The sequence below is a fragment of the Kribbella sp. NPDC005582 genome (assembly GCF_040605415.1).
Lineage (GTDB): Bacteria > Actinomycetota > Actinomycetes > Propionibacteriales > Kribbellaceae > Kribbella.
The window spans coordinates 488025-506262 of record NZ_JBEXCU010000001.1 but is presented as its reverse complement, the minus strand read 5'-3'; the positions used below and the strand labels follow the sequence as shown (position 1 = coordinate 506262).

Below are 18238 nucleotides of genomic sequence, written 5' to 3'. Positions count from 1 at the left end.
CTTGACGCCCGTGGCACTCACCATCGGAATCGTCGGGCTCCCCAATGCGGGCAAGTCCACGCTCTTCAACGCGCTGACCAAGAACAACGTGCTCGCGGCGAACTACCCGTTCGCGACGATCGAGCCGAACGTCGGGGTCGTCGGCGTACCGGACGCACGGCTGGACAAACTCGCCGAGCTCTACAACTCCGCGAAGGTGATCCCGGCCACCGTCCAGTTCGTCGACATCGCCGGTATCGTCCGCGGCGCCTCGGAGGGTGAGGGCCTGGGCAACAAGTTCCTCAGCCACATCCGCGAGTCCGACGCGATCTGCCAGGTCACCCGGGTCTTCCGCGACGACGACGTCACCCACGTCGACGGCAAGGTGTCGCCGGCCGACGACATCTCGACGATCCAGACCGAGCTGATCCTCGCCGACCTGCAGACCGTCGAGAAGGCGATCCCGCGCCTGGAGAAGGAGACCCGCCTCAAGAAGGAGGCCGCGGTCACCCTCGAAGCCGTCCGGGTCGCCCAGAAGCACCTCGAGGCCGGTACGCCGATCATCGCCACCGACGTCGACCGCGACGCCATCCGCGAACTCATGCTGATGACCGCGAAGCCCTACCTGTTCGTCTTCAACTGCGACGCCGACGAGCTCGCCGACGAGCCGCTCAAGCAGCAGATGCGCGACCTGGTCGCCCCCGCCGAAGCCATCTTCCTCGACGCCAAGTTCGAGGCCGAGCTCGTCGAACTCGGCGACGAGGACGAAGCCCGCGAGATGCTCGCCGAGATGGGCATCGAAGAGCCCGGCCTCGACGTCCTCGCCCGCGTAGGCTTCGACACCCTCGGCCTCCAGACCTACCTCACCGCCGGCCCCAAAGAAGCCCGCGCCTGGACCATCAAGCGCGGCGCCACCGCCCCCGAAGCCGCCGGCGTCATCCACACCGACTTCCAGCGCGGCTTCATCAAGGCCGAGATCGTCTCCTACGCCGACCTCATCGAGACCGGCTCCCTGGTCAAGGCCCGCTCCGTCGGCAAGGTCCGCATGGAAGGCAAGGACTACATCATGCAAGACGGCGACGTAGTCGAGTTCCGCTTCAACGTCTGACGACCGCCTCCGGCGTTCAAAGGACACCGCCTCCGGCGGCGCCTGTTTCTTTGGCGCCTCCGGCGCGAGCACGCCACGCGGCCTTGAGCCAGGCCTAGCTAGGCGACAACCGGCCGCTTCGGTGATCGGCTCCGACCGTCGACCCCCGACGGACGTCTTCGTCGGTTCGTCCCAGTGTCTTCGTTCGTAGACACTTGCTTCTTGTCTTCGTTCGTGGACAGAGGCACACTGTCTATGAACGAGGACAACGGAGGGAGGGGGCGAATGCGTGATATTACGATCGCAGACTGGAACAAGTTCGGGGCGACGATCAAGGCCGAGCGTGCACGGCTGGCGCTGAGTCAGCATGAGTTGGCGACCCGGGCCGGGGTCTCTCGTTCCTGGCTGGCGAAGCTTGAAGCAGGTCACCGTGGAGCAGAGTTCGAACAGATTCTTCGTCTGCTCGACGCTCTCGGCTTGTCGCTGGTTCTCCGTTCTGGTGCGACTGCGCCTGCCGCGGACGAGCCGAGGGCTACAGCTCATCGTGTCGGCCAGGATTTCGACGCGCTGCGAGAGTTGATGGACAAACGCCAGCACAGCGCGGAGATCCGCCGACGCGCGTGGTCCGCCAGCAGGATCAAGCCAGCGCGATCCGATCATGGCTGAGCGCTTGGCCGTCCTGCTGTACGGACAGGTTGTCGGCCGGTTGGAGCGGATGGCGAGCGGAGACCTTCCGACGTTCAGTTATGACGGCGCGTATGCGGCGTCCGGTGGGGTGCCGCTCTCGTTGCGACTCCCGATCGCGCTGACCACCTATTCGGAGCAACGAGTCGAGCCCTACCTGCGTGGGCTTCTTCCGGAGAACAGAGAAACGCTCACGCGATGGGCTGACCGGCTCGGTGCAGTGCCGGACGACATCTTCGCGATTCTGGCCGAGATGGGATGGGAATGTCCTGGCGCGGTGCAGTTCTGTCGTCCGGACGAGATTGACGACCTGCTGAGCCGGAACGGTGAGTACAAGCCGGTCAGCGATACCGACATCGCTGAGCGCTTGCGTGAACTCGTCGACGAGCCCGCCTCGTGGAGCATGCCCGGCGAGCACTGGTCGTTGGGAGGACAGCAGGAGAAGTTCGCCCTCACACTGCTCGCCGGTCAATGGCACGAGGCGCACGGATCCGCTGCGACGACACACATCATCAAGCCCGGTATCAAGGCGCTGCATCACCAAGCGCTTGTCGAACACCTCACGATGGCCGCAGCATCTGACCTCGGAGTCGACGTTGCGACAAGCCGCATCGCTCAGTTCGATGACCAGTGGGCCTTGGTGGTCGAGCGCTTCGATCGCATCGTCGGACGTGACGGTTCAGTCGTGCGCGTCCATCAAGAGGACTTCTGTCAGGCGCTTGGCCGGCTTCCTGAAATGAAGTACGAGTCCCGTGGTGGTCCCCGGCTCACCGATATGGCGGGTGCCGTCAGGAAGTGGTCATCAGAGCGAGACGACGATTTGATGGCACTCGCTGACTTCGCGGCTGTCAATCTCGTCGCAGGCGCACCTGATGGACACTCGAAGAACATCTCGCTTCTCTTGGCTCCTGATGGCCGCCGTCGGATAGCACCCCTCTACGACCTCGCCACAGGCCTCAGTTACGACCGAGGATCGGTCGAACGAAGCGTCGCGCTCTCCGTCGGAGGCGAGCGGATCTTCAGTCGGATAAGGCGTAAGCAGTGGGAGAAGGCCGCTGGCACTGTGGGACTGGAAGCCGACCTGGTGATCGGCCGCGTCCGCGGGCTGGCCGATCAGTACCCGGATGCCTTCGAGCGTGCGGTAGCCCAGGCTCAGGGCATCCCAGGAGCGGACGAGATTGGCGCCCGGACCCTGCCTGCGTTGCGGGAACACTGCAAACGCCTCGTCCAGCAATTGGCTTGAGAGCTACATCATCTTTGCTCCCAGGGCAGGTAGTTCGTTGCCAGCGGCTGGGTGCTCTGTGAGCATGGCGGGCGTGGACGACCTCTCTACCCCTGCCCATGCCGCGGATATCTCGCGTTCGAAGAGCCAGTCGGGTCTCGAGATGCCGATTCGCTTTCGGTTTGGGCTTCACCCGCTGGCGAAGGTTGGGCTGTGGGGCGGCGACAAGCCGACTCTGCATTGGTTCGGCCTCACTGACGGCTGGTACTGGATCGAGCTGGGGGATGTTCGCCTGCTGAGGTTCGCGGCTGACTACGACATTCCCTACGTCGACTATTACGTCGTACGGCTTTGGGAGGATCTGCTGACGCTCCTACCCGCAGCACTCGAGGAAGTGCCGCCCGATCTGATCGACTTCCTCGAATCCGACGGCCGCGAATGGTGCGACGTCGAGTCCGAAGCAGCCGAGGCCGCCATCGATTGTTGGTCCGATCGCAGCCTGAACTTCAGCTACCTCCGCGAATCGCCAAGCCTCCGCTGCTGGCGAAACGGCGACGACATCACCATTGACTGGAACGCACCCGCCAACTTCGCCGAGCCCCGGACCCTGCGAACCACAGTCACCGTCACCGACTTCGTCACCGCCATCGACGAACTGCACACCGCGTTGATGGCTGCCATGGAAACCCGCATCACCGAAGTCGAAGCCTCCCCACGCCCAGGCGTCGACCTCGACCTCCCCAATCTCCACCGCGAACAGCAAGACCGCGCCCAGTGGCTGACCCGCGCCCGTTCTCGCATCCGCACCACCGACTGGACTGCCGTACGAACCGGAGCCACCCAACTACAACCGAGACGTTGATCCGCGACGCGACCAGGGCGAGTTCCGCTTCGACGTCTAAAGAGGCATCGCCTCCGGCGGTGCCTGCTCTTCTGGCGCCTCCGGCGCGGACGGGCGGGGTGGTCGCACTCGCGGCCGGACAGGGTGACTGCCGGCCGCGGCACTAACTGTCTGTGCAGTGAGCCGTGACGAGCTCTTCGGGTGTCGGTGGTTCGGGTATGGACAACCGCGGCGAGCCGTGGGAAGGATGTGCGAGGTGAGCGATGAAAAAGCGGTCGTGCCGGACAAACCCTCGGCAGTGGTCGCGGGCGGTGAAGGCCGCCAGAAGGACGAAGCGGATGGGCTGAGCGTCAACTCTGTGCTGGAAGAGCAGGACGCGGAGGCTGAGCAATTCGCTGTGGCGTTCCTGAAGAAGGTCGTCCGGCTGCGAGGTGTACGCGTCGACCGGAGTCAGTTCCTTAGGGCAGAACTGCACAAGCAAGGCGTTGCCTCTGCTGCGATAGATCGGGCTGTCGATGAGAATCCGGCGGCAGCAGGTATTCCGCTGGCGCTGCTCGACGACATCGCCAGAAGTGTTGTCGAGTTCGAGACCAGGAAATCCACGGCCTTGTCATTCGCGGCCGGCCTGCCTGGTGGATTTGCCATGGTCGGCACGGTGCCTGCGGACATCACCCAATTCTATGTTCACGCTTTCCGGGTTATGCAGAAGCTTGCCTACCTCTACGGCTGGCAGTCGTTCCTGGACGACATCGATGAGGTGGACGACGAGTCCCTGGGCATACTCGCGGCGTTTCTCGGCATCATGATGGGCGTCGGCGGCGCATCGGTCTCCCTGAGTCTCTTCGCGGCTCAAGTTGCCCGTCCAGCCGTTCAGAAGAAGATCGCCGGCGTGGCCCTGACCAAGACCGCGTGGTACCTCCCGATGAAGCAGATCCTGCGCGTGGTGGGGATTCACGTGACCAAGCAGAGCTTCGCCAGGAGTGTCAGCAAGGTCGTTCCGGTGGTTGGTGGCGTGGTGTCGGGCGGACTCACATTCGTCACCCTTCGCGCTCAGTCGAAGCGGCTGATGGAGCATCTCAGGGAACTCCCGCCGCCGAATGTCGACGCAGAGGTCTACCTGGCCGCGGTGCAGCGAGCCGATGAGCTGGGCTCGATGAAGACCAAGAGCGCAGGGGATGCGATGGTTGGGGCAGCGGGCGCTGTCGGCTCCAACATTGCTGGATTGTTCAAGTCGAAGAAGTCTGACAAGTAACACGCATCCCGGCAGTGTCAGAGCTCGTTTCCGTACCCGGAGTCGTCGACGAGGCCGGTGATGAAGGCGGCGAAGGTCGGGGCGAGGTTGGTGATTCGGTAGTCGACTTCCTGGTCGACGTGGACGACGCGGGGCTCGCCGGGGGAGCGGTAGTCGAGGGCGATCATGTCGTGGCCGGCGGAGGGGCAGTCCGCGAAGTAGATGCCGATGTCGGGATAGCCCCATTCGTCGACCCAGAATTTGCTTTTGAGGCTGCCGCACAGGCTCTCGTCGGCGGTTCGGCCGATGGCGAAGATGGACGTCACCCCTACGTGATCCTCGGCCCATGAGGTGGGTGACTCGACCGGGTGCGAGGTCCGCGCCAGGTACCCACCGTTGTGCAGGCGCGCCAGTTCGACGTACGCGGCCGGTAACTGCACTCCCAGCTCAGCCTCCACAGAAGCCACCAATGCGTGATCCACCGGCGGCTCGAATGCCTGCTTGTCCTCGAAAAGCCAGCTGGCTCAAGCACACCTCGAGATTAGTGCCCGAACACGGACTGTCGGTGGCGTGGGTCAGGATGGGCGTATGGCGGAATCGACGAGTACCGCGGGGGAGCGGCTCCAGTATGCGGCGCGGGACGCGGTGGAGCACTCCTACGACCTGGTGGTCGGTGGCTGATGGAAACGACGTTGCCGTTGTTCGAGGATGAACCGCATCGGCCGTTGGCTGATCGGATGCGGCCGACGGAGCTGGATCAGGTTGTCGGGCAGGAGCATCTGCTTGCGCCGGAGGCTCCGTTGGGGCGGATGGTTGCTCAGCAGCGGTTGGTCTCTGCGGTTCTGTGGGGGCCGCCTGGAGTTGGTAAGACGACGATCGCGCGGTTGCTTGCCGATCGGAGCAATCTTCACTTCGAGCCTGTTTCGGCGACTTTCGCGGGGGTGGCCGATCTGCGGAAGGTGTTCGCTGCGGCGCAGCAGCGGCGTACGGTCGGGCAGGGCACGTTGTTGTTCGTCGACGAGATCCATCGGTTCAATCGTGCTCAGCAGGACAGCTTCCTGCCGTACGTCGAGGACGGCACGATCGTGCTGGTCGGGGCAACGACGGAGAACCCGAGTTTCGAGCTCAACGGCGCTCTTTTGTCCCGCACGCAGGTCTTCGTGCTCAGGCGGCTCGACGAGGCCGCACGGCACGCCTTGACCGCGATGGCGGACGGCGACGGGCGGTACCTGCTCAACATGGTTGAGCAACTCCAGGCCCTGCCTGCCGACGAGCAGCCGCTGGACACGACCGCGCTCACCCGGCTCGTTCAGCAACGTGCGCCGTTGTACGACAAGGCGCAGGAGGGCCACTACAACCTGATTTCCGCGCTGCACAAGTCGATGCGCGGCTCGGATCCGGACGCGTCGCTGTACTGGCTCGCCCGCATGCTCGACGGTGGTGAGGACCCGCTGTTCGTGGCGCGTCGTCTCGTCCGCTTCGCCAACGAAGACATTGGGATGGCCGACCCGCACGCCGTACAGCAGGCTCTCGCGGCGTGGGATGTCTACGAGCGACTGGGGTCTCCCGAGGGCGAGTTGGCGATCGCGCAGGCTGTCGTTTATCTCGCGACTGCGCCCAAGTCGATCGCGGTCTACCGCGGCTTCGGCGCCGCGCACAAGTCCGCCAAGCGCACCGGCTCCCTGATGCCGCCGGCCCACATCCTGAATGCCCCGACCCGGCTGATGAAGGAACTCGGCTACGGCAAGGACTACCAGTACGACCCCGACACCACCGACGGCTTCTCCGGTGCCGACTACTTCCCCGACGACATGGACCGCGAGGCCTACTACCAGCCCACCCGCAACGGCTACGAGTCCCAGATCACCGAGCGGCTTCGCCAGTGGGCCGCCTTGCGGGCCGGCAAGTGACCGTTCTGAAGGCTGGCTGAAGCTTCCCGGCCACACTCAAGGCATCGGTTCTTTCGGAGGTTGGGGGAGACATGTCGGAGTCGTACTGGAAGTTCTGCTATTACGGGCCGGACGGCGAAAAGGTGTGTGACGAGCTGTACGCCGACCTGGATCCTCAGGTCGATGAGGTGCTGAAGGGAAAGCTCAAGGAGCTGGGCGGACTGCAGGAAGCTGTCGGGCAGGTGACGGATTCGGTCCTACAGGTAAGGCTTTTCGAGGTCTTGGATGAGGCGGCCACGCGGCTGAACCTTGCCCTGCCAGAGGGGTTCGAACTCAGCCGCGCCGACATCGCCTCCTTCGCGAACCAAGAGGAGTTCTTCGGCGTACCGGGTGTGGTCGGCATGACACATGTCGATGCGTTCAACACCTTGCGCGCCGCGGGATACGGCGTGAAGACCGTCTGGGAATGGACGAGCTCCGCCGACGAGGGCACGGTCACCGACCAGAGTCCCACCGGCGGTTCCTTCAACCTTCCGCCGACGGTGGTGAACATCTTCGTCCGCACGCTGCCGCCCGAGCCGGTGATCCCCGACAAGCCGGTGTTCCTACCCGAGTAGCGGGCGGTCCGCCTGGTGGAGGGTGGCGAGGCTCGCGGCTGCTTCGCGGATCGCGGTGACCAGGTCGGGCGGGGAGAGGGCTATGGCGTTACCGGCCTGAGCCAAGACGGTGGCGGTGGCTTCGGGGAGAGACTCCAGGTCGGTGTGGAGGATCCACCAGCCGGGCTCTGCGGCGGGGTGGATGGGGGTGGTGGGGCGGAAGCGGCGGAGGGAGTCGTCGTGGACGCGGAGGACGATCGGGTACGACGAGTGGGTGGCTCGGAAGGCGGCTTGGGACTGGGACCAGTGGGTGGCGAGGTCGAAGTCGGGTGGGCGGGTGAAGGTGGTGGGCAGGAGGGCGGCTGAGGTGAGTCGGCTGAGGCGGTAGGTGCGGAGGTGGCCGGCGGGGCGGGCGGCTACGACGTACCAGGTGCGGGCTTTGGCGACCAGGCCCAAGGGGGCGATGGTGAAGGGGGTCGTGCCGTCGGCGTAGGTGATGGAGAGGTGGCGTTCCTCCCAGAGGGCTTGGCGGCAGAGGTCCAGCCAGCGGGGCGTCTCGCGGCGGTCGTCCCAGTTGGCGTGGTCGATGAGGAGGCGCTGGCGGGCGTACTCGGCGTCGCGGCGGGAGGCGTCGGGGAGGGTGGCGATCAGTTTGAGGACGGCTTGGTCGGAGGAGGCGTCGAGGCCGAGGTCGGCGAGGACGTGGGCGGTGGCGCCGACGAAGACGGACATGACCTCCGACGGGGTGAGGCCGGTGAGGCGGCTGCGGTAGTCGGGGAGCAGGGACCAGCCGCCGCCGCGGCCGCGGGTGGCGTACACGGGGACGCCGGCCAGGCTGAGGGCGTCGAGATCGCGCTGGACCGTGCGGTGCGATACGTCGAGGGCGGCGGCCAGTTCGGCGACGGTGCAGCGGCCGCGGGTTTGCAGCTGCAGCAGGAGTCGGAGGAGCCGCTCGGCGCGCATGCGAGCAACTATGCCAGCTAAATAAGACATCAATTGGGAGGTTTTGTTTCTACGGTCGCGGGATGACTGTTGTCGAAGTGGATGAGCTCGCCATGTCCTATCGAGCTCCGGTGCGCAAAGGCGGGCTGCGGGCGGCGCTGGGTTCCCTCGTACGCCGCGAGTACAAGACGGTGCAGGCGCTCGACCAGGTGTCCTTCACGATCGAGCAGGGCGAGGTGGTCGGCTTCATCGGACCGAACGGCGCCGGCAAGACGACCACGATGAAGATCCTGTCCGGCATCCTGCACCCGACCGCCGGCCGGGTGAGCGTGCTCGGCGACACTCCGTGGCAGCGGCGGTCGGCGTTCCTGAAGCGGATCGCGTTCGTCCGCGGGAGTCAGCCGGTCGGCGGTTCGCAGGAGCTGACGGTGATGGACAGCCTCGAGTACCAACGCCTCCTGTACGACGTCGCGCGCCCCGACTTCCGCCGTACCCTCGACGAGCTCCAGGACCTGCTCGACCTCCAACTGGATCGACAGCTGCGGGCGCTCAGTTTGGGCGAGCGGATGCGGGTCGGCCTGGCGATGGCGCTGATCTACCGGCCGGAGGTCCTGTTCCTCGACGAGCCGTCGATCGGGCTCGACGTCACCGCGGGCGGTCAGATCCGCGAGTTCATCGCCGAGTACGTCCGCACGACGGGTGCGACTGTGCTGCTGACCAGCCACTACATGGCGGACGTCGCGTCGCTGTGTCCGCGGCTGATCCTCATCGACCACGGCGAACTCGCGTACGACGGTCCGCTCGCCGAACTGTCCGCCCGGCTCTCGCCGTACAAGCTGATCCGGATCACCACGCGGGACGGCGTACGGGACCTGCGGGTGCCGCGGGACGAGGTCGCGCAGACGACGGCCGAGTTGCTGCAGGCCGAAGATGTGATCGACCTGGCCGTCGAGGAGCCGCCGCTGGAGAAGGTCATCGACCAGGCGTACCGGGAAGGCGTGTGATGAGAACGCTGACCCTGCTCACGTTTCGCATCCGCCAGCAGGTGCTCGAGTGGTCCGGCGCCTGGTGGTTCCTGCTGACGCTCGTGGTCCAGGCGGTGATAGGTCCGCTGATCGGCCTGTTCATCTGGTCCGCGGTCTACCCGGACGATCCCTCGATCAAGAAGTACTACGTCGCGATCATCCTGGTCACGCTGATGACCGAGTCGTTCGAGCAGCACACCTTCTCCAACCGCGTGTACGACGGCACCCTCAGCCACGACCTGCTGCGCCCGCAACCGGTCGTGCTCGGTGTCATCGGGGAGAACCTCGCGATCCGCGGCTGGCTGACGTTGCTCGGGGCACCCATCGTGCTGGCGACCGCGTTCGCGATGGGCACCACCTTCGCCTGGCGGTCCGTGCTGCTGGCACTGCCCGGGATCGCGCTGGCCGCTGTACTGATCTTCCTGTTCACGTTCCTGCTCTCGCTGACCGCGTTCTGGACCGATCGGGTGCACTCGGTCGTCGGCTTCGGGCACCAGTTCAGCTTCCTGCTCGGCGGTACGGCGGCTCCGATCGCGCTCCTGCCCGACGGCTGGGCCCGGGTCGCCGAAGTACTGCCCTTCTACGGCATGCACGGGCTCCCGGCCGAGATCGCCTCCGGCAGCCGGTACGGCGGTTCGCTCGGTTATCAACTCGGTTGGGTGGTGATCCTGATGGTGGCGGTCGCGTACGTCTGGCGAGCCGGCGTCCGGCGGTACACGGCGGTGGGCTCGTGAAGCTTCTTCGTCTGCTCGGAGCGTCCTTCTCGATGTCGTTGCGCCGCAGCGTCGCGTTCCGGGTCAACCTGCTCTTCGACGTCATCATGGCCTTCACCGGACTCGGTACGACGATCGCCGCCGTACTGATCGTGTTCACCCGGACCGACACGGTGGGCGGCTGGTCGAAGGCGGAGTTCCTGGTGCTGATCGGGACCTACGAACTGATCACCGGCCTCCGCTCAACGTTCATCGATCCGAATTTGTCGTGGTTCCCGGACAACGGGATCCGCAACGGCAAACTGGACGCCTATCTGCTGCAGCCGGCGCCCAGTCTCTTCCTCGCCAGCCTGTCGCTGTCCTCGCCGCTCGCGCTGATCGAGTGCGTGCTCGGCGCCTCGGTGCTGGGCTGGGGGATCACCGCCGCGCCAGAAGCTCCCAGTGCAGCCGGCGTGCTGAGTTGGTTGCTGTTGCTGTGCGCGGGTCTGGTGGTGACCTGGGCGTTGAGCGTGCTGCTGGCCTGCCTGGCGTTCTGGGCGCCGAAGCTGCAGCTCGATGTCTTCTACGATTCCGCCTGGCAGCTCGGCCGCTATCCGACGGACGTGTTCGCGCGACCGATCCGCTTCGTGTTGACGTATGTCTTTCCGTTGGCGCTGATCGCCGCCGTACCGTCGTCGGCCTTGCTCAACGGAGCGCAGTTCGGCCAGCTGGCGGCCGGGCTGTTGGCGGCTGCGGTGGCAGGTGGGTTGGCTGCGCTGGCCTGGCGGGCGGGGCTTCGTCGATATACAGGTGCGACCTCGTAGCGCTCCTGGGTAGCGTGCGTGGATATGGCTGACGACTTGTTTGCGGTCCCGCGGCTGGCGGCGGTGTACGACGCGTTGGAGCCGGCGACCCGCGACGACCTGGAACCCTACGCGGCGATGGTGGTCGAGTTCGGCGCCGAACGGGTGCTGGACGTGGGCTGCGGGACCGGAGAGCTGGCCTGCCTGCTGGCCGGGCGCGGCGTCGAGGTGATCGGTGTCGACCCGGCAGCTGCCTCACTGGAGGTTGCCAAAGGCAAGGAGTTCGCGGATCGGGTGCGCTGGATACACGGCGACGGGACCACGCTGCCGCCGCTGCAGGTCGACCTGGCCGTGATGACGGGGAACGTGGCCCAGGTCTTCCTGACCGAGGAGGAGTGGTCGGCGACGGTGGCCGGGATCCGGGCGGCACTGAAGCCGGGTGGGCGGTTCGTCTTCGAGACGCGCGATCCGGCATACCGGGCGTGGGAGGAGTGGGCGGAGTGGACGCGCGAGAGCACCTACCGGGAGGTGCTGCTGCCCAGCGGAGAGACGGTCGCGCACTGGGGCGAGCTCACCCGGGTCGAGCTGCCGTATGTCAGCTTCCGTGGGACCTACGTGTTCAGCTCCGACGGTGCCGTTCTCACGTCGGACTCGACGCTGTGGTTCCGCGAGCGGGACGAGGTGTCGCTGGACGGGTTCGAGGTCGAGGAAGTACGCGAGGCGCCGGATCGGCCGGGCAAGGAGTTCGTGTTCGTCAGCAGGGCCGTCAAGGTGTGATGGGCCGTTCGCGACATCACCGGGTTGGTCTCGACGTAGTACCAGAGGCAGCCGATGGCTTGCGCGAACGCCCAGCCCATCCCGCGCCGCCACTGCGCGTCGTCGCTGCCGAGCGCCGTACGGAAGGCTTCGCGGGCGACCGGATCCAGCAGGTTCCAGGCCGGTTGCAGGTCCATCGCGGGGTCGGAGACGGTGAACGTGCCGACGTCGATCACACCCGCGAGGCGGCCGTCCGCGGCGAGCAGGTTGCCCGGCATCAGGTCGCGATGCGTCCACACGTCGGGTTCGGTCCGCGGCGTTTCGCGCAGCTCGGCCCACAAGCGTGCCAGCGCGTCGACGTCGATCATTCCGCGACTGCGCTCGAGCCCGTCGGCGACGTACTCGTCCTGTGAAGTCAGTACGCCGCCCCGCCAGGTGCCGGTGAACACGCGACCCTCGGTCGGCTCCGCGCGGAGTGCGAGGACGAAGCGCGCCAGGTCCTCGGCGAAGTCAGTCGAGCCGGCGACATCCGCGTCGTACGCCGTCCTGCCGTCGAGCCAGGTGTAGACCGACCAGGGGAGTGGGTAGCCGACGCCGGGCTCGCCGAGGGCGATCGGCCGTGGAGTCGGGTACGGCGAGATCGCGTGCAACCGCCGAGCCGCCTCAGCCTCGTCGGTGAGCTCCTGGCGGACCCGCGCGGGGTCGCCGGGCTGGAGCGGAAACCGCGCGACGAAGGCGTCCCCGATACGGAAGAGGGCGTTCACCGTGCCGTGCGAGGGGACTGCGCGAACGGTCCAGTCGGCCCACTCGGGGAACTGATTCCGGAGCAGCTGCTGAACGAGCGGGACGGTGAGCTCGAGCTGGCCGGCGTGCATCAGGTGGTGGCCAGTGGGCGGGCGCGCTCGGTGGCGAGGCGGATCGCGAAGACGGCCAGCGCCGTACCGGTCAGGTAGCGGTGAATCCGCATCCAGGTCGGCCGTCGGGTCAGGAAGACGGCGATCGAGCCGGCGGTGATGATGAAGACGGCGTTCATTGCGACGCCGACGACGAGCTGGGTCAGGCCGAGGACCAGGCTCTGCAGACCGAGCTGCCCGCGGCCCGGGTCCAGGAACTGCGGGAGCAGGGAGATGTAGAGGATCGCGATCTTCGGGTTCAGCAGGCAGGTGAGCAGGCCCATCCCGAACAGCTTGCGGGGGCTGTCCGGCGCGAGCTCCTGGGTGGCGAAGACGGAACTGCCGCCCGGGCGGAGCGCGTTCCAGGCGAGCCACAGCAGGTAGGCCGCGCCGGCGAACTTCAGCACCAGGTAGATCTCCGGCACCAGCGCGAACAGCGTCGCCAGTCCGGCGCTTGCCGCCAGCAAGTACACGAGGAAGCCGACGCCCACCCCGGCGAGCGAGGTCAGCCCGGCCCGGCGGCCCTGCGTGATCGAGCGGGAGATCAGATAGATCATGTTCGGACCGGGCAGCACCACCAGCCCGAGCTCCACCAGCGCGATTCCGAGTAACGCCTCACCACCGACTGGCATCTCCAGCTCCCTTCCACGTCACCGAAAACCTAACAGTGCCGGGGACCGGGGCCGCGGGGTTTTTCGCGGGCTGGGATACCTTGCGGGAATGGGCGAGCAGGAGTGCATGCGGTGCGGCAAACCGGTCGAGGGGAGCCGGGAGGACTACGAGCTCTTCGAGCGCATGCACTGGGACTGCTTCCACTTCGCCTACGAACACGACCTGTACGGCGAGGTCCCCGAGGACACCGATTGCGGTCAGCCGGGATGTCCGGCGGCGGTTTGACCGTATTCCGGTCGCTTGGAGTCCTCGTCCTCGGATAGCGTGTGCCATGTACGCCTGACGGTTTGAAGGAGACGGTATGAGCGAGAAGGCCAGCAAGCCGGCGGACGATCTGCAGAAGAAGTTCAGGGAAGCGCTGGAGAAGAAGAACGCCAATCACGCGGCACACCCGGGTTCCGGGAACCGCAAGGAAGGCGTCGGCGAGGCCCACAACGACAAGCAGAAGCGCCAGTTCCGGCGCAAGTCCGGCAGCTGAGAAACGCCAAACTGTCCATCCATCCGCCTGAGCCCTGGGTCCACGCCCAGGGCTCGACTCTTTTCGCCGTATTCTCGGCGGGTGAGTGTGCCGCTGCATTACGTGGTCAAGACCCGGCTGATCGAACTGGTCGAGGAGCTGGGCGAAGGCGCCGGCCTGCCGCCGGAGCGGGTGCTGGCCAAGGAGTTCGGGGTGTCGCGGTGGACGATGCGGCAGGCGATCCGGGAGCTGATCGCGGACGGGCGGCTGCGGGCCCGGCAGGGGCAGGGGACCTTCGTGGCGACGCCGAAGATCGTCCAGCCGCTGGCGTTGGTGAGTTACACCGAGGCTCTGCGGGCGCAGGGGCATACGCCGGCGCGTGAGGTGGTCAAGTTCGACGAGATCCCGGCGGACGACGTACTGGCTGAGCAGCTGGCGATTGCGCCTGGTGATCCGGTGTTCGAGCTGGAGCGGGTGCTGTTCGCGGACGGGCAGCCGATCGGGCTGGAGACGACGTACCTGTCGGTGGCGCGGTTTCCGACGCTGCGCGAGGTGCTGGAGCCGACCGGTTCGCTGTACCGCTGCCTGGTCGGTCAGCTCGGCGTCGAGTTCGGCGAGGGCGAGGAACTGCTCGAGACGGTGATTGCCTCACCGCGCGAGGCCGACCTGCTCAAGGCGACCCAGCAGTTGCCGATGCTGTTGCTGCACCGGCAGACCCGTGACCGCGACGGCCACACGATCGAGGTGGTCCGCTCGCTCTACCGCGGCGACCGCGTCGGCTTCCGCGCCACGCTGCGCCCTTGAGGTTCGGCGCCACAGGCAACTACTGCGACGACGGCGCCTCGCCTCGATCGCTGTCGACAAATCTGCTTTCGGCATCGGCAGCAAGGAGATCGCTGAGCCGCTGAAGCTCCGGTTCCCAGGCCATCTGGTGGTTGGCCGCATTTTCGGCGGTCGCGAAGCCCGTGTGGCTGAGAATCATCAGCGTGCCGTCCGCGACCTCGGAGAGGTCGACCTGCACGCGGCTGATCTCGTCCGCGCTGCCATCCCAGGCCCAGCTGAACACCAGCCGGTGCGGTGGCTCGACCTCGAGGTAGCTCCCGCGCACGACATGCGGGCCCATCTCCACGACGTACTCGCCGCCGACCCGGACATCGGCCTGCACCTTCAGCTCCAGCTGCGGATTCGGGCAGTACCACCGAACCATCAGATCGGCCCGGGTCCACGCGTCGTACACCCGGGAGATCGTTGCCGGAAGCACCCTTTCGATCCGGATCTCAGTCGTCATCGTCGTCCCCTCGCAGAAGTTCTTCCAGCCGGTCCACGGTGCTGTTCCAGTACGCCGTCAGGTCGTCGAGCCAGCGCTCCACCTCGGAGAACGCCTCCGGCCGGAGCGAGCAGACCACGGTCCGGCCCACCCGGCGGCGGCTCACCAGCCCGGCCTCGACGAGCACGCCGACGTGTTTGGTCATCGCCGGCGGCGTGATCCGGTGCGGCTCGGCCAGCTCGCCCATGGTCGCGTCGCCGCGGCTCAGCCGCCCGACGATGGCCAGCCGGGTCGGATCCGCCAGCGCTCCGAAGGTCGTCGTCAACACCTTCGACACTTCACCATCTGGTGAAATGTTCTGTCAAGACCGGCCATTGAACATCACGTGAAAGCCCGCTGAATCACACCACTGGGATTGTGAGGGGCTTGACCAGTGATGGCATCCTTTGTCAGATGACTGAGATCCTGGAGGTGGCGCGGCACCTGCTGGGCTTGGCCATGGCTTCGCACTGGTTGTTGCTCGTCCTCTTCCTGGCCGCCGCGATCGACGCCGTTTTCCCGATCGTTCCGAGTGAGGGCATGGTCGTCACCGCGGGCATGGCCGCCGCGGCCGGCCACCAGAACCTGCTGCTCGTGATCGTGGTCGCGATGGTCGGATCCGTCATCGGCGAGTCTGTCTGCTACCTGATGGGCCGCGGTTCCGGACCGGCGCTGCACCGCTGGATGAAGCGGCAGGAGCGCCGCCAGCAGCTCTACGAGAAGGTTTCCGCCGCGCTGCACAAGCGCGGCGGCCTGATCCTGGTGACGGTGCGCTACATCCCCGGCGCGCGGATGGTCGCGACGCTCACCGCCGGCGCGACCCGGTACTCGTTCAAGAAGTTCGTCGTCTTCACCTTCGCCGGTGTGACCATCGCCTACACGTACGTCGCTCTGATCGGCTACCTCGGTGGTGACGCGTTCGAGCACGACTCGCTCAAGGCGCTCGGCTTCAGCCTCGGGATGGCGTTCGTGATGGGGCTGGTGATCGAGACGACGCGCCGGATCGCGGGCCGGCGACGCGCGGCGAAGATCACAGCGGCCTAACGATCCCCGGGCGGGTTTTCGCGCGGCTGCGTGTTCCGGTTCAACCTCTGCTGCCATTCGTGCGTCAGTAGAGGCGTGGTGAGGCCTGCGGTGAATCTCGTTGCCGCTGCGGTGGTTGTCGCGGCGGTGCTGGTCGGCTGTGCCGATATCGAGTCCAGCGGGCGACCATCGGCGACACCTTCGGAGACGCCCACCAGTACGCCTTCCGGCACTCCCACCGGCACGCCTCCCAAGACGCCTTCCGGCACACCGTCGAAAACACCATCGCGGACTCCTTCGCCGACGCCTTCGGTGAAGCCGACGCCGACGCGTCCCCGCGGAGTCAACGCGGCGCCGGTGACCCGGCAGTTCCCGGCCCGGCTCGCCAACGGCAAGCCGCCGCTCTTCCTCGTCGTCTCGTTCGACGGCGCCGGTGATCTCGCCCTCTGGCACCACTGGCGCACTCTGGCCCACCAGGTCGACGCCCGGATGACGTTCTTCCTCTCCGGCCCTTACCTCTACCCGGCATCCCACCGCACCGACTACAAGCCGCCCTTCCACAACCCCGGCGCCTCCGACATCGGCTGGAGTACGCCGACCACCGTGGCGGCGCGTACGACGATCCTCCGCGAGGCGATCGCCGAGGGCCATGAGATCGGTACCCACGTCAACGGGCACTTCTGCGGTCCGAAGGGCGTCGGTGAGTGGACGACAGCTCAGTGGACCGCCGAGCTCAACGCCTTCGACCAGATGGTTCGCACCGGGCCGGGACTCGCGGCCGGCAAGACGGTCGCAGCGCCGTTCGACCCCGCCACGGTCAAGGGGATGCGGACTCCGTGCCTGGAGGGCAACAGAGCGGCGTACCGGCGGGCTATGAGCTACCGCGGCATGGTGTACGACGCATCCGCGACCGGGTATCTGCGGTGGCCCACGAAGGTCGACGGGCTGTGGAACTTCCCGCTGCAAGGCGTGACGCTGGCGGGGACGAGCAAGCAGACGCTGACGATGGACTACAACCTCTGGTACGCCCAGACCAAGGCCAGGAAAGCACCGCTCGCGCAGGTGCCGCAACTACGGGCGCAGGTGCTGGCGACGTACCGGCAGGCGCTCGCGCGGTCCCGGGCGAAGGGGAACCCGCCGCTGTTCCTCGGCAACCACTTCAACCGCTGGAACAACAGCGTCTACTCCGACGCGCTCACGACCTTCGTCAAGGAGACGTGTAAGCAGCCCGATGTCCGGTGTGTCAGCAACATCGAGCTGGCAGGTTGGCTGTCCAAGTACGCCGGAGTGCCCAGCGGCCGCCACTAGAACGGGGCGTAGCCGAACGCGTTCTGCCAGGTGCCGCCCTGCTTGATCCGGCTGACCACGAGCCGCTGCAGACTGGTGTCCTGCGGGAACTCGTCCAGGCGGCCGAGGTCGTGGCTGCGGAACGTGAAGAAGATCGCGCTGTCCTGGCTGTCCACCGGCGTCCCGTACGGCGTGAACCGGCGACCGAAACGCACCATGTTCGATTCCTGCGGGAGGTTGTCGAGCAGGTACGGGTCGAGCAGCCAGGAGTTCAGCGTCATGGTCTTGATCGGGTACTCCGGGAAGTACCGCGGGAAGAACTCGCGGGCCCGCGCGAAGCTGTCGTCGACCAGCTCCGGCGTCAGCGGACCGGACTCAGGAATATGTACGCCGACCACCCACTCGCCCGGCTCCGTCCCGGGCACCGGCTTCTCCTCGGTGACCTGGTAGAGCATGAACTGCAGGCGACCGAGCGCGTAGATCTGCCCGGCCCAGTGGATCGTCAGCCACCAGTGCGTCGCTAGCCCGTACTCGCCGTGCGTCCGTCGGCTGACCTGCATCTGCAAGCCCAGATCGGCCAAGGTCGCCCAGCTGATGTCGTCCGGGATCCCGCGCTCGCGGTGGTACTTCCGGATGTCCGGGACCGTCTCCAGTAGCGCTGCGATGGTGTTCCGCGTGTCCTCCGGCATCCGCAGCTGCGGCTCGGTGCCCTGATGCCCGACACCGGCCCGCAACTGCGCGACGAGGTCGGCGACCGCCGCGGGATCAGCCGTGAACTTCTCGGCGTCCTCCCGGTCCTCGTCGGCGAAACCCAGCAGCCGGTACTCGTCAACAGAAGTCACACGGCAACGGT

22 protein-coding genes and 1 pseudogene are annotated in these 18238 nt (G+C 66.5%); 16 read left to right on the top strand and 7 right to left on the bottom strand.

All coding sequences use genetic code 11. The features are described from left to right. Positions 1–10 precede the first annotated feature (10 nt). The 5 genes from ychF (at position 11) to ABZS29_RS02440 (ending at position 5065) form a co-directional block, all read left to right on the top strand. Complete coding sequence (ychF, locus tag ABZS29_RS02460; RefSeq protein ID WP_355457807.1) at positions 11–1087, top strand: redox-regulated ATPase YchF; 1077 nt, start codon at positions 11–13, stop codon at positions 1085–1087. Positions 1088–1351: 264 nt separating this feature from the next. Beyond that, positions 1352–1732, top strand: a complete 381-nt coding sequence (locus tag ABZS29_RS02455) for a helix-turn-helix domain-containing protein (protein ID WP_355457805.1) — start codon at positions 1352–1354, stop codon at positions 1730–1732. Then, positions 1725–2993, top strand: coding sequence for a type II toxin-antitoxin system HipA family toxin (locus tag ABZS29_RS02450; protein ID WP_355457803.1), 1269 nt, complete (start codon positions 1725–1727; stop codon positions 2991–2993). Before ABZS29_RS02455 ends, ABZS29_RS02450 begins: the two co-directional genes overlap by 8 nt. 73 nt (positions 2994–3066) lie before the next feature. Continuing rightward, positions 3067–3834 (top strand): DUF5984 family protein, encoded by a 768-nt coding sequence (locus tag ABZS29_RS02445; protein WP_355457802.1) that lies wholly within the window; start codon positions 3067–3069, stop codon positions 3832–3834. Between the two features lie 235 nt (positions 3835–4069). Beyond that, positions 4070–5065 carry a hypothetical protein gene (locus ABZS29_RS02440; protein WP_355457800.1) on the top strand — a complete coding sequence of 332 codons (996 nt, stop codon included), beginning with the start codon at positions 4070–4072 and terminating at the stop codon, positions 5063–5065. Positions 5066–5082: 17 nt separating this feature from the next. Here ABZS29_RS02440 and ABZS29_RS02435 read toward each other — a convergent pair whose 3' ends face one another. Then, complete coding sequence (locus ABZS29_RS02435) at positions 5083–5526, bottom strand: SMI1/KNR4 family protein (RefSeq protein WP_355457798.1); 444 nt, start codon at positions 5524–5526, stop codon at positions 5083–5085. A gap of 198 nt (positions 5527–5724) precedes the next feature. On the opposite strand from ABZS29_RS02435, the gene ABZS29_RS02430 reads away from it, so the two are divergent. Together ABZS29_RS02430 and ABZS29_RS02425 are read left to right on the top strand one after the other, a co-directional pair. Then, complete coding sequence (locus tag ABZS29_RS02430; protein WP_355457797.1) at positions 5725–6954, top strand: replication-associated recombination protein A; 1230 nt, start codon at positions 5725–5727, stop codon at positions 6952–6954. Between the two features lie 71 nt (positions 6955–7025). Next, the gene (locus ABZS29_RS02425) at positions 7026–7550 is read left to right on the top strand and encodes a PASTA domain-containing protein (RefSeq protein ID WP_355457795.1); all 525 of its coding nucleotides are present in this window, start codon (positions 7026–7028) and stop codon (positions 7548–7550) included. Here the strand turns inward: ABZS29_RS02425 and ABZS29_RS02420 are convergent. Further along, on the bottom strand, positions 7539–8492 hold the full coding sequence (locus ABZS29_RS02420) for a WYL domain-containing protein (RefSeq protein WP_355457793.1): 954 nt from the start codon (positions 8490–8492) through the stop codon (positions 7539–7541). The two genes, ABZS29_RS02425 and ABZS29_RS02420, sit on opposite strands and share 12 nt — an antisense overlap. Positions 8493–8554: 62 nt before the next feature. On the opposite strand from ABZS29_RS02420, the gene ABZS29_RS02415 reads away from it, so the two are divergent. From ABZS29_RS02415 to ABZS29_RS02400, 4 genes are read left to right on the top strand one after another with little or no spacing between them, the layout of a single operon-like run. Next, complete coding sequence (locus tag ABZS29_RS02415) at positions 8555–9475, top strand: ATP-binding cassette domain-containing protein (RefSeq protein ID WP_355457791.1); 921 nt, start codon at positions 8555–8557, stop codon at positions 9473–9475. After that, a complete protein-coding gene (locus ABZS29_RS02410; RefSeq protein ID WP_355457789.1) occupies positions 9475–10230 on the top strand; it encodes an ABC-2 family transporter protein in 756 nt (251 codons plus the stop codon). Before ABZS29_RS02415 ends, ABZS29_RS02410 begins: the two co-directional genes overlap by 1 nt. Then, entirely contained in the window at positions 10227–11012 is a 786-nt protein-coding gene (locus ABZS29_RS02405) for an ABC-2 family transporter protein (RefSeq protein ID WP_355457788.1), read from the top strand. Before ABZS29_RS02410 ends, ABZS29_RS02405 begins: the two co-directional genes overlap by 4 nt. 24 nt (positions 11013–11036) lie before the next feature. Then, positions 11037–11768 (top strand): class I SAM-dependent methyltransferase, encoded by a 732-nt coding sequence (locus ABZS29_RS02400; protein ID WP_355457786.1) that lies wholly within the window; start codon positions 11037–11039, stop codon positions 11766–11768. Between the two features lie 92 nt (positions 11769–11860). On the opposite strand, the pseudogene ABZS29_RS02395 reads toward ABZS29_RS02400, so the two are convergent. Both ABZS29_RS02395 and ABZS29_RS02390 read right to left on the bottom strand, forming a co-directional pair. Beyond that, a pseudogene (locus tag ABZS29_RS02395) lies at positions 11861–12622 on the bottom strand (aminoglycoside phosphotransferase family protein); the annotation flags it as partial. Further along, positions 12622–13272, bottom strand: a complete 651-nt coding sequence (locus tag ABZS29_RS02390; RefSeq protein WP_355457785.1) for a LysE family translocator — start codon at positions 13270–13272, stop codon at positions 12622–12624. The gene ABZS29_RS02390 and the pseudogene ABZS29_RS02395, both read right to left, overlap by 1 nt. An 88-nt stretch (positions 13273–13360) precedes the next feature. Between ABZS29_RS02390 and ABZS29_RS02385 the strand changes: the two genes are divergently transcribed. The 3 genes from ABZS29_RS02385 to ABZS29_RS02375 all read left to right on the top strand — a co-directional run bounded on the left by ABZS29_RS02385 (position 13361) and on the right by ABZS29_RS02375 (position 14573). Further along, complete coding sequence (locus ABZS29_RS02385) at positions 13361–13537, top strand: hypothetical protein (RefSeq protein ID WP_355457784.1); 177 nt, start codon at positions 13361–13363, stop codon at positions 13535–13537. Positions 13538–13613: 76 nt separating this feature from the next. Continuing rightward, positions 13614–13790, top strand: coding sequence for a DUF5302 domain-containing protein (locus ABZS29_RS02380; RefSeq protein ID WP_165952829.1), 177 nt, complete (start codon positions 13614–13616; stop codon positions 13788–13790). A gap of 81 nt (positions 13791–13871) precedes the next feature. Then, positions 13872–14573: a GntR family transcriptional regulator gene (locus ABZS29_RS02375; protein ID WP_355457782.1), complete on the top strand. Its 702-nt coding sequence runs from the start codon at positions 13872–13874 to the stop codon at positions 14571–14573. Between the two features lie 19 nt (positions 14574–14592). Here ABZS29_RS02375 and ABZS29_RS02370 read toward each other — a convergent pair whose 3' ends face one another. After that, the gene (locus ABZS29_RS02370; RefSeq protein ID WP_355457780.1) at positions 14593–15057 is read right to left on the bottom strand and encodes an SRPBCC domain-containing protein; all 465 of its coding nucleotides are present in this window, start codon (positions 15055–15057) and stop codon (positions 14593–14595) included. Then, positions 15047–15373 (bottom strand): metalloregulator ArsR/SmtB family transcription factor, encoded by a 327-nt coding sequence (locus tag ABZS29_RS02365; RefSeq protein ID WP_355457778.1) that lies wholly within the window; start codon positions 15371–15373, stop codon positions 15047–15049. Before ABZS29_RS02365 ends, ABZS29_RS02370 begins: the two co-directional genes overlap by 11 nt. 116 nt (positions 15374–15489) lie before the next feature. Between ABZS29_RS02365 and ABZS29_RS02360 the strand changes: the two genes are divergently transcribed. Together ABZS29_RS02360 and ABZS29_RS02355 are read left to right on the top strand one after the other, a co-directional pair. Next, on the top strand, positions 15490–16119 hold the full coding sequence (locus tag ABZS29_RS02360) for a DedA family protein (protein ID WP_355457777.1): 630 nt from the start codon (positions 15490–15492) through the stop codon (positions 16117–16119). A 78-nt stretch (positions 16120–16197) separates the two neighbouring features. Then, entirely contained in the window at positions 16198–17406 is a 1209-nt protein-coding gene (locus ABZS29_RS02355) for a hypothetical protein (protein WP_355457776.1), read from the top strand. Here ABZS29_RS02355 and ABZS29_RS02350 read toward each other — a convergent pair. Beyond that, positions 17403–18227 carry an acyltransferase domain-containing protein gene (locus tag ABZS29_RS02350; protein WP_355457774.1) on the bottom strand — a complete coding sequence of 275 codons (825 nt, stop codon included), beginning with the start codon at positions 18225–18227 and terminating at the stop codon, positions 17403–17405. The two genes, ABZS29_RS02355 and ABZS29_RS02350, sit on opposite strands and share 4 nt — an antisense overlap. Positions 18228–18238: the final 11 nt, after the last annotated feature.

Coding starts and splice junctions, on each gene's coding strand:
- ABZS29_RS02455 (WP_355457805.1), top strand. CDS start 1,352: ATGCGTGATATTACGATCGCAGACTGGAACAAGTTCGGGGCGACGATC.
- ABZS29_RS02450 (WP_355457803.1), top strand. CDS start 1,725: ATGGCTGAGCGCTTGGCCGTCCTGCTGTACGGACAGGTTGTCGGCCGG.
- ABZS29_RS02430 (WP_355457797.1), top strand. CDS start 5,725: ATGGAAACGACGTTGCCGTTGTTCGAGGATGAACCGCATCGGCCGTTG.
- ABZS29_RS02425 (WP_355457795.1), top strand. CDS start 7,026: ATGTCGGAGTCGTACTGGAAGTTCTGCTATTACGGGCCGGACGGCGAA.
- ABZS29_RS02420 (WP_355457793.1), bottom strand. CDS start 8,492: ATGCGCGCCGAGCGGCTCCTCCGACTCCTGCTGCAGCTGCAAACCCGC.
- ABZS29_RS02415 (WP_355457791.1), top strand. CDS start 8,555: ATGACTGTTGTCGAAGTGGATGAGCTCGCCATGTCCTATCGAGCTCCG.
- ABZS29_RS02410 (WP_355457789.1), top strand. CDS start 9,475: ATGAGAACGCTGACCCTGCTCACGTTTCGCATCCGCCAGCAGGTGCTC.
- ABZS29_RS02400 (WP_355457786.1), top strand. CDS start 11,037: ATGGCTGACGACTTGTTTGCGGTCCCGCGGCTGGCGGCGGTGTACGAC.
- ABZS29_RS02390 (WP_355457785.1), bottom strand. CDS start 13,272: ATGCCAGTCGGTGGTGAGGCGTTACTCGGAATCGCGCTGGTGGAGCTC.
- ABZS29_RS02385 (WP_355457784.1), top strand. CDS start 13,361: ATGGGCGAGCAGGAGTGCATGCGGTGCGGCAAACCGGTCGAGGGGAGC.
- ABZS29_RS02380 (WP_165952829.1), top strand. CDS start 13,614: ATGAGCGAGAAGGCCAGCAAGCCGGCGGACGATCTGCAGAAGAAGTTC.
- ABZS29_RS02370 (WP_355457780.1), bottom strand. CDS start 15,057: ATGACGACTGAGATCCGGATCGAAAGGGTGCTTCCGGCAACGATCTCC.
- ABZS29_RS02360 (WP_355457777.1), top strand. CDS start 15,490: ATGACTGAGATCCTGGAGGTGGCGCGGCACCTGCTGGGCTTGGCCATG.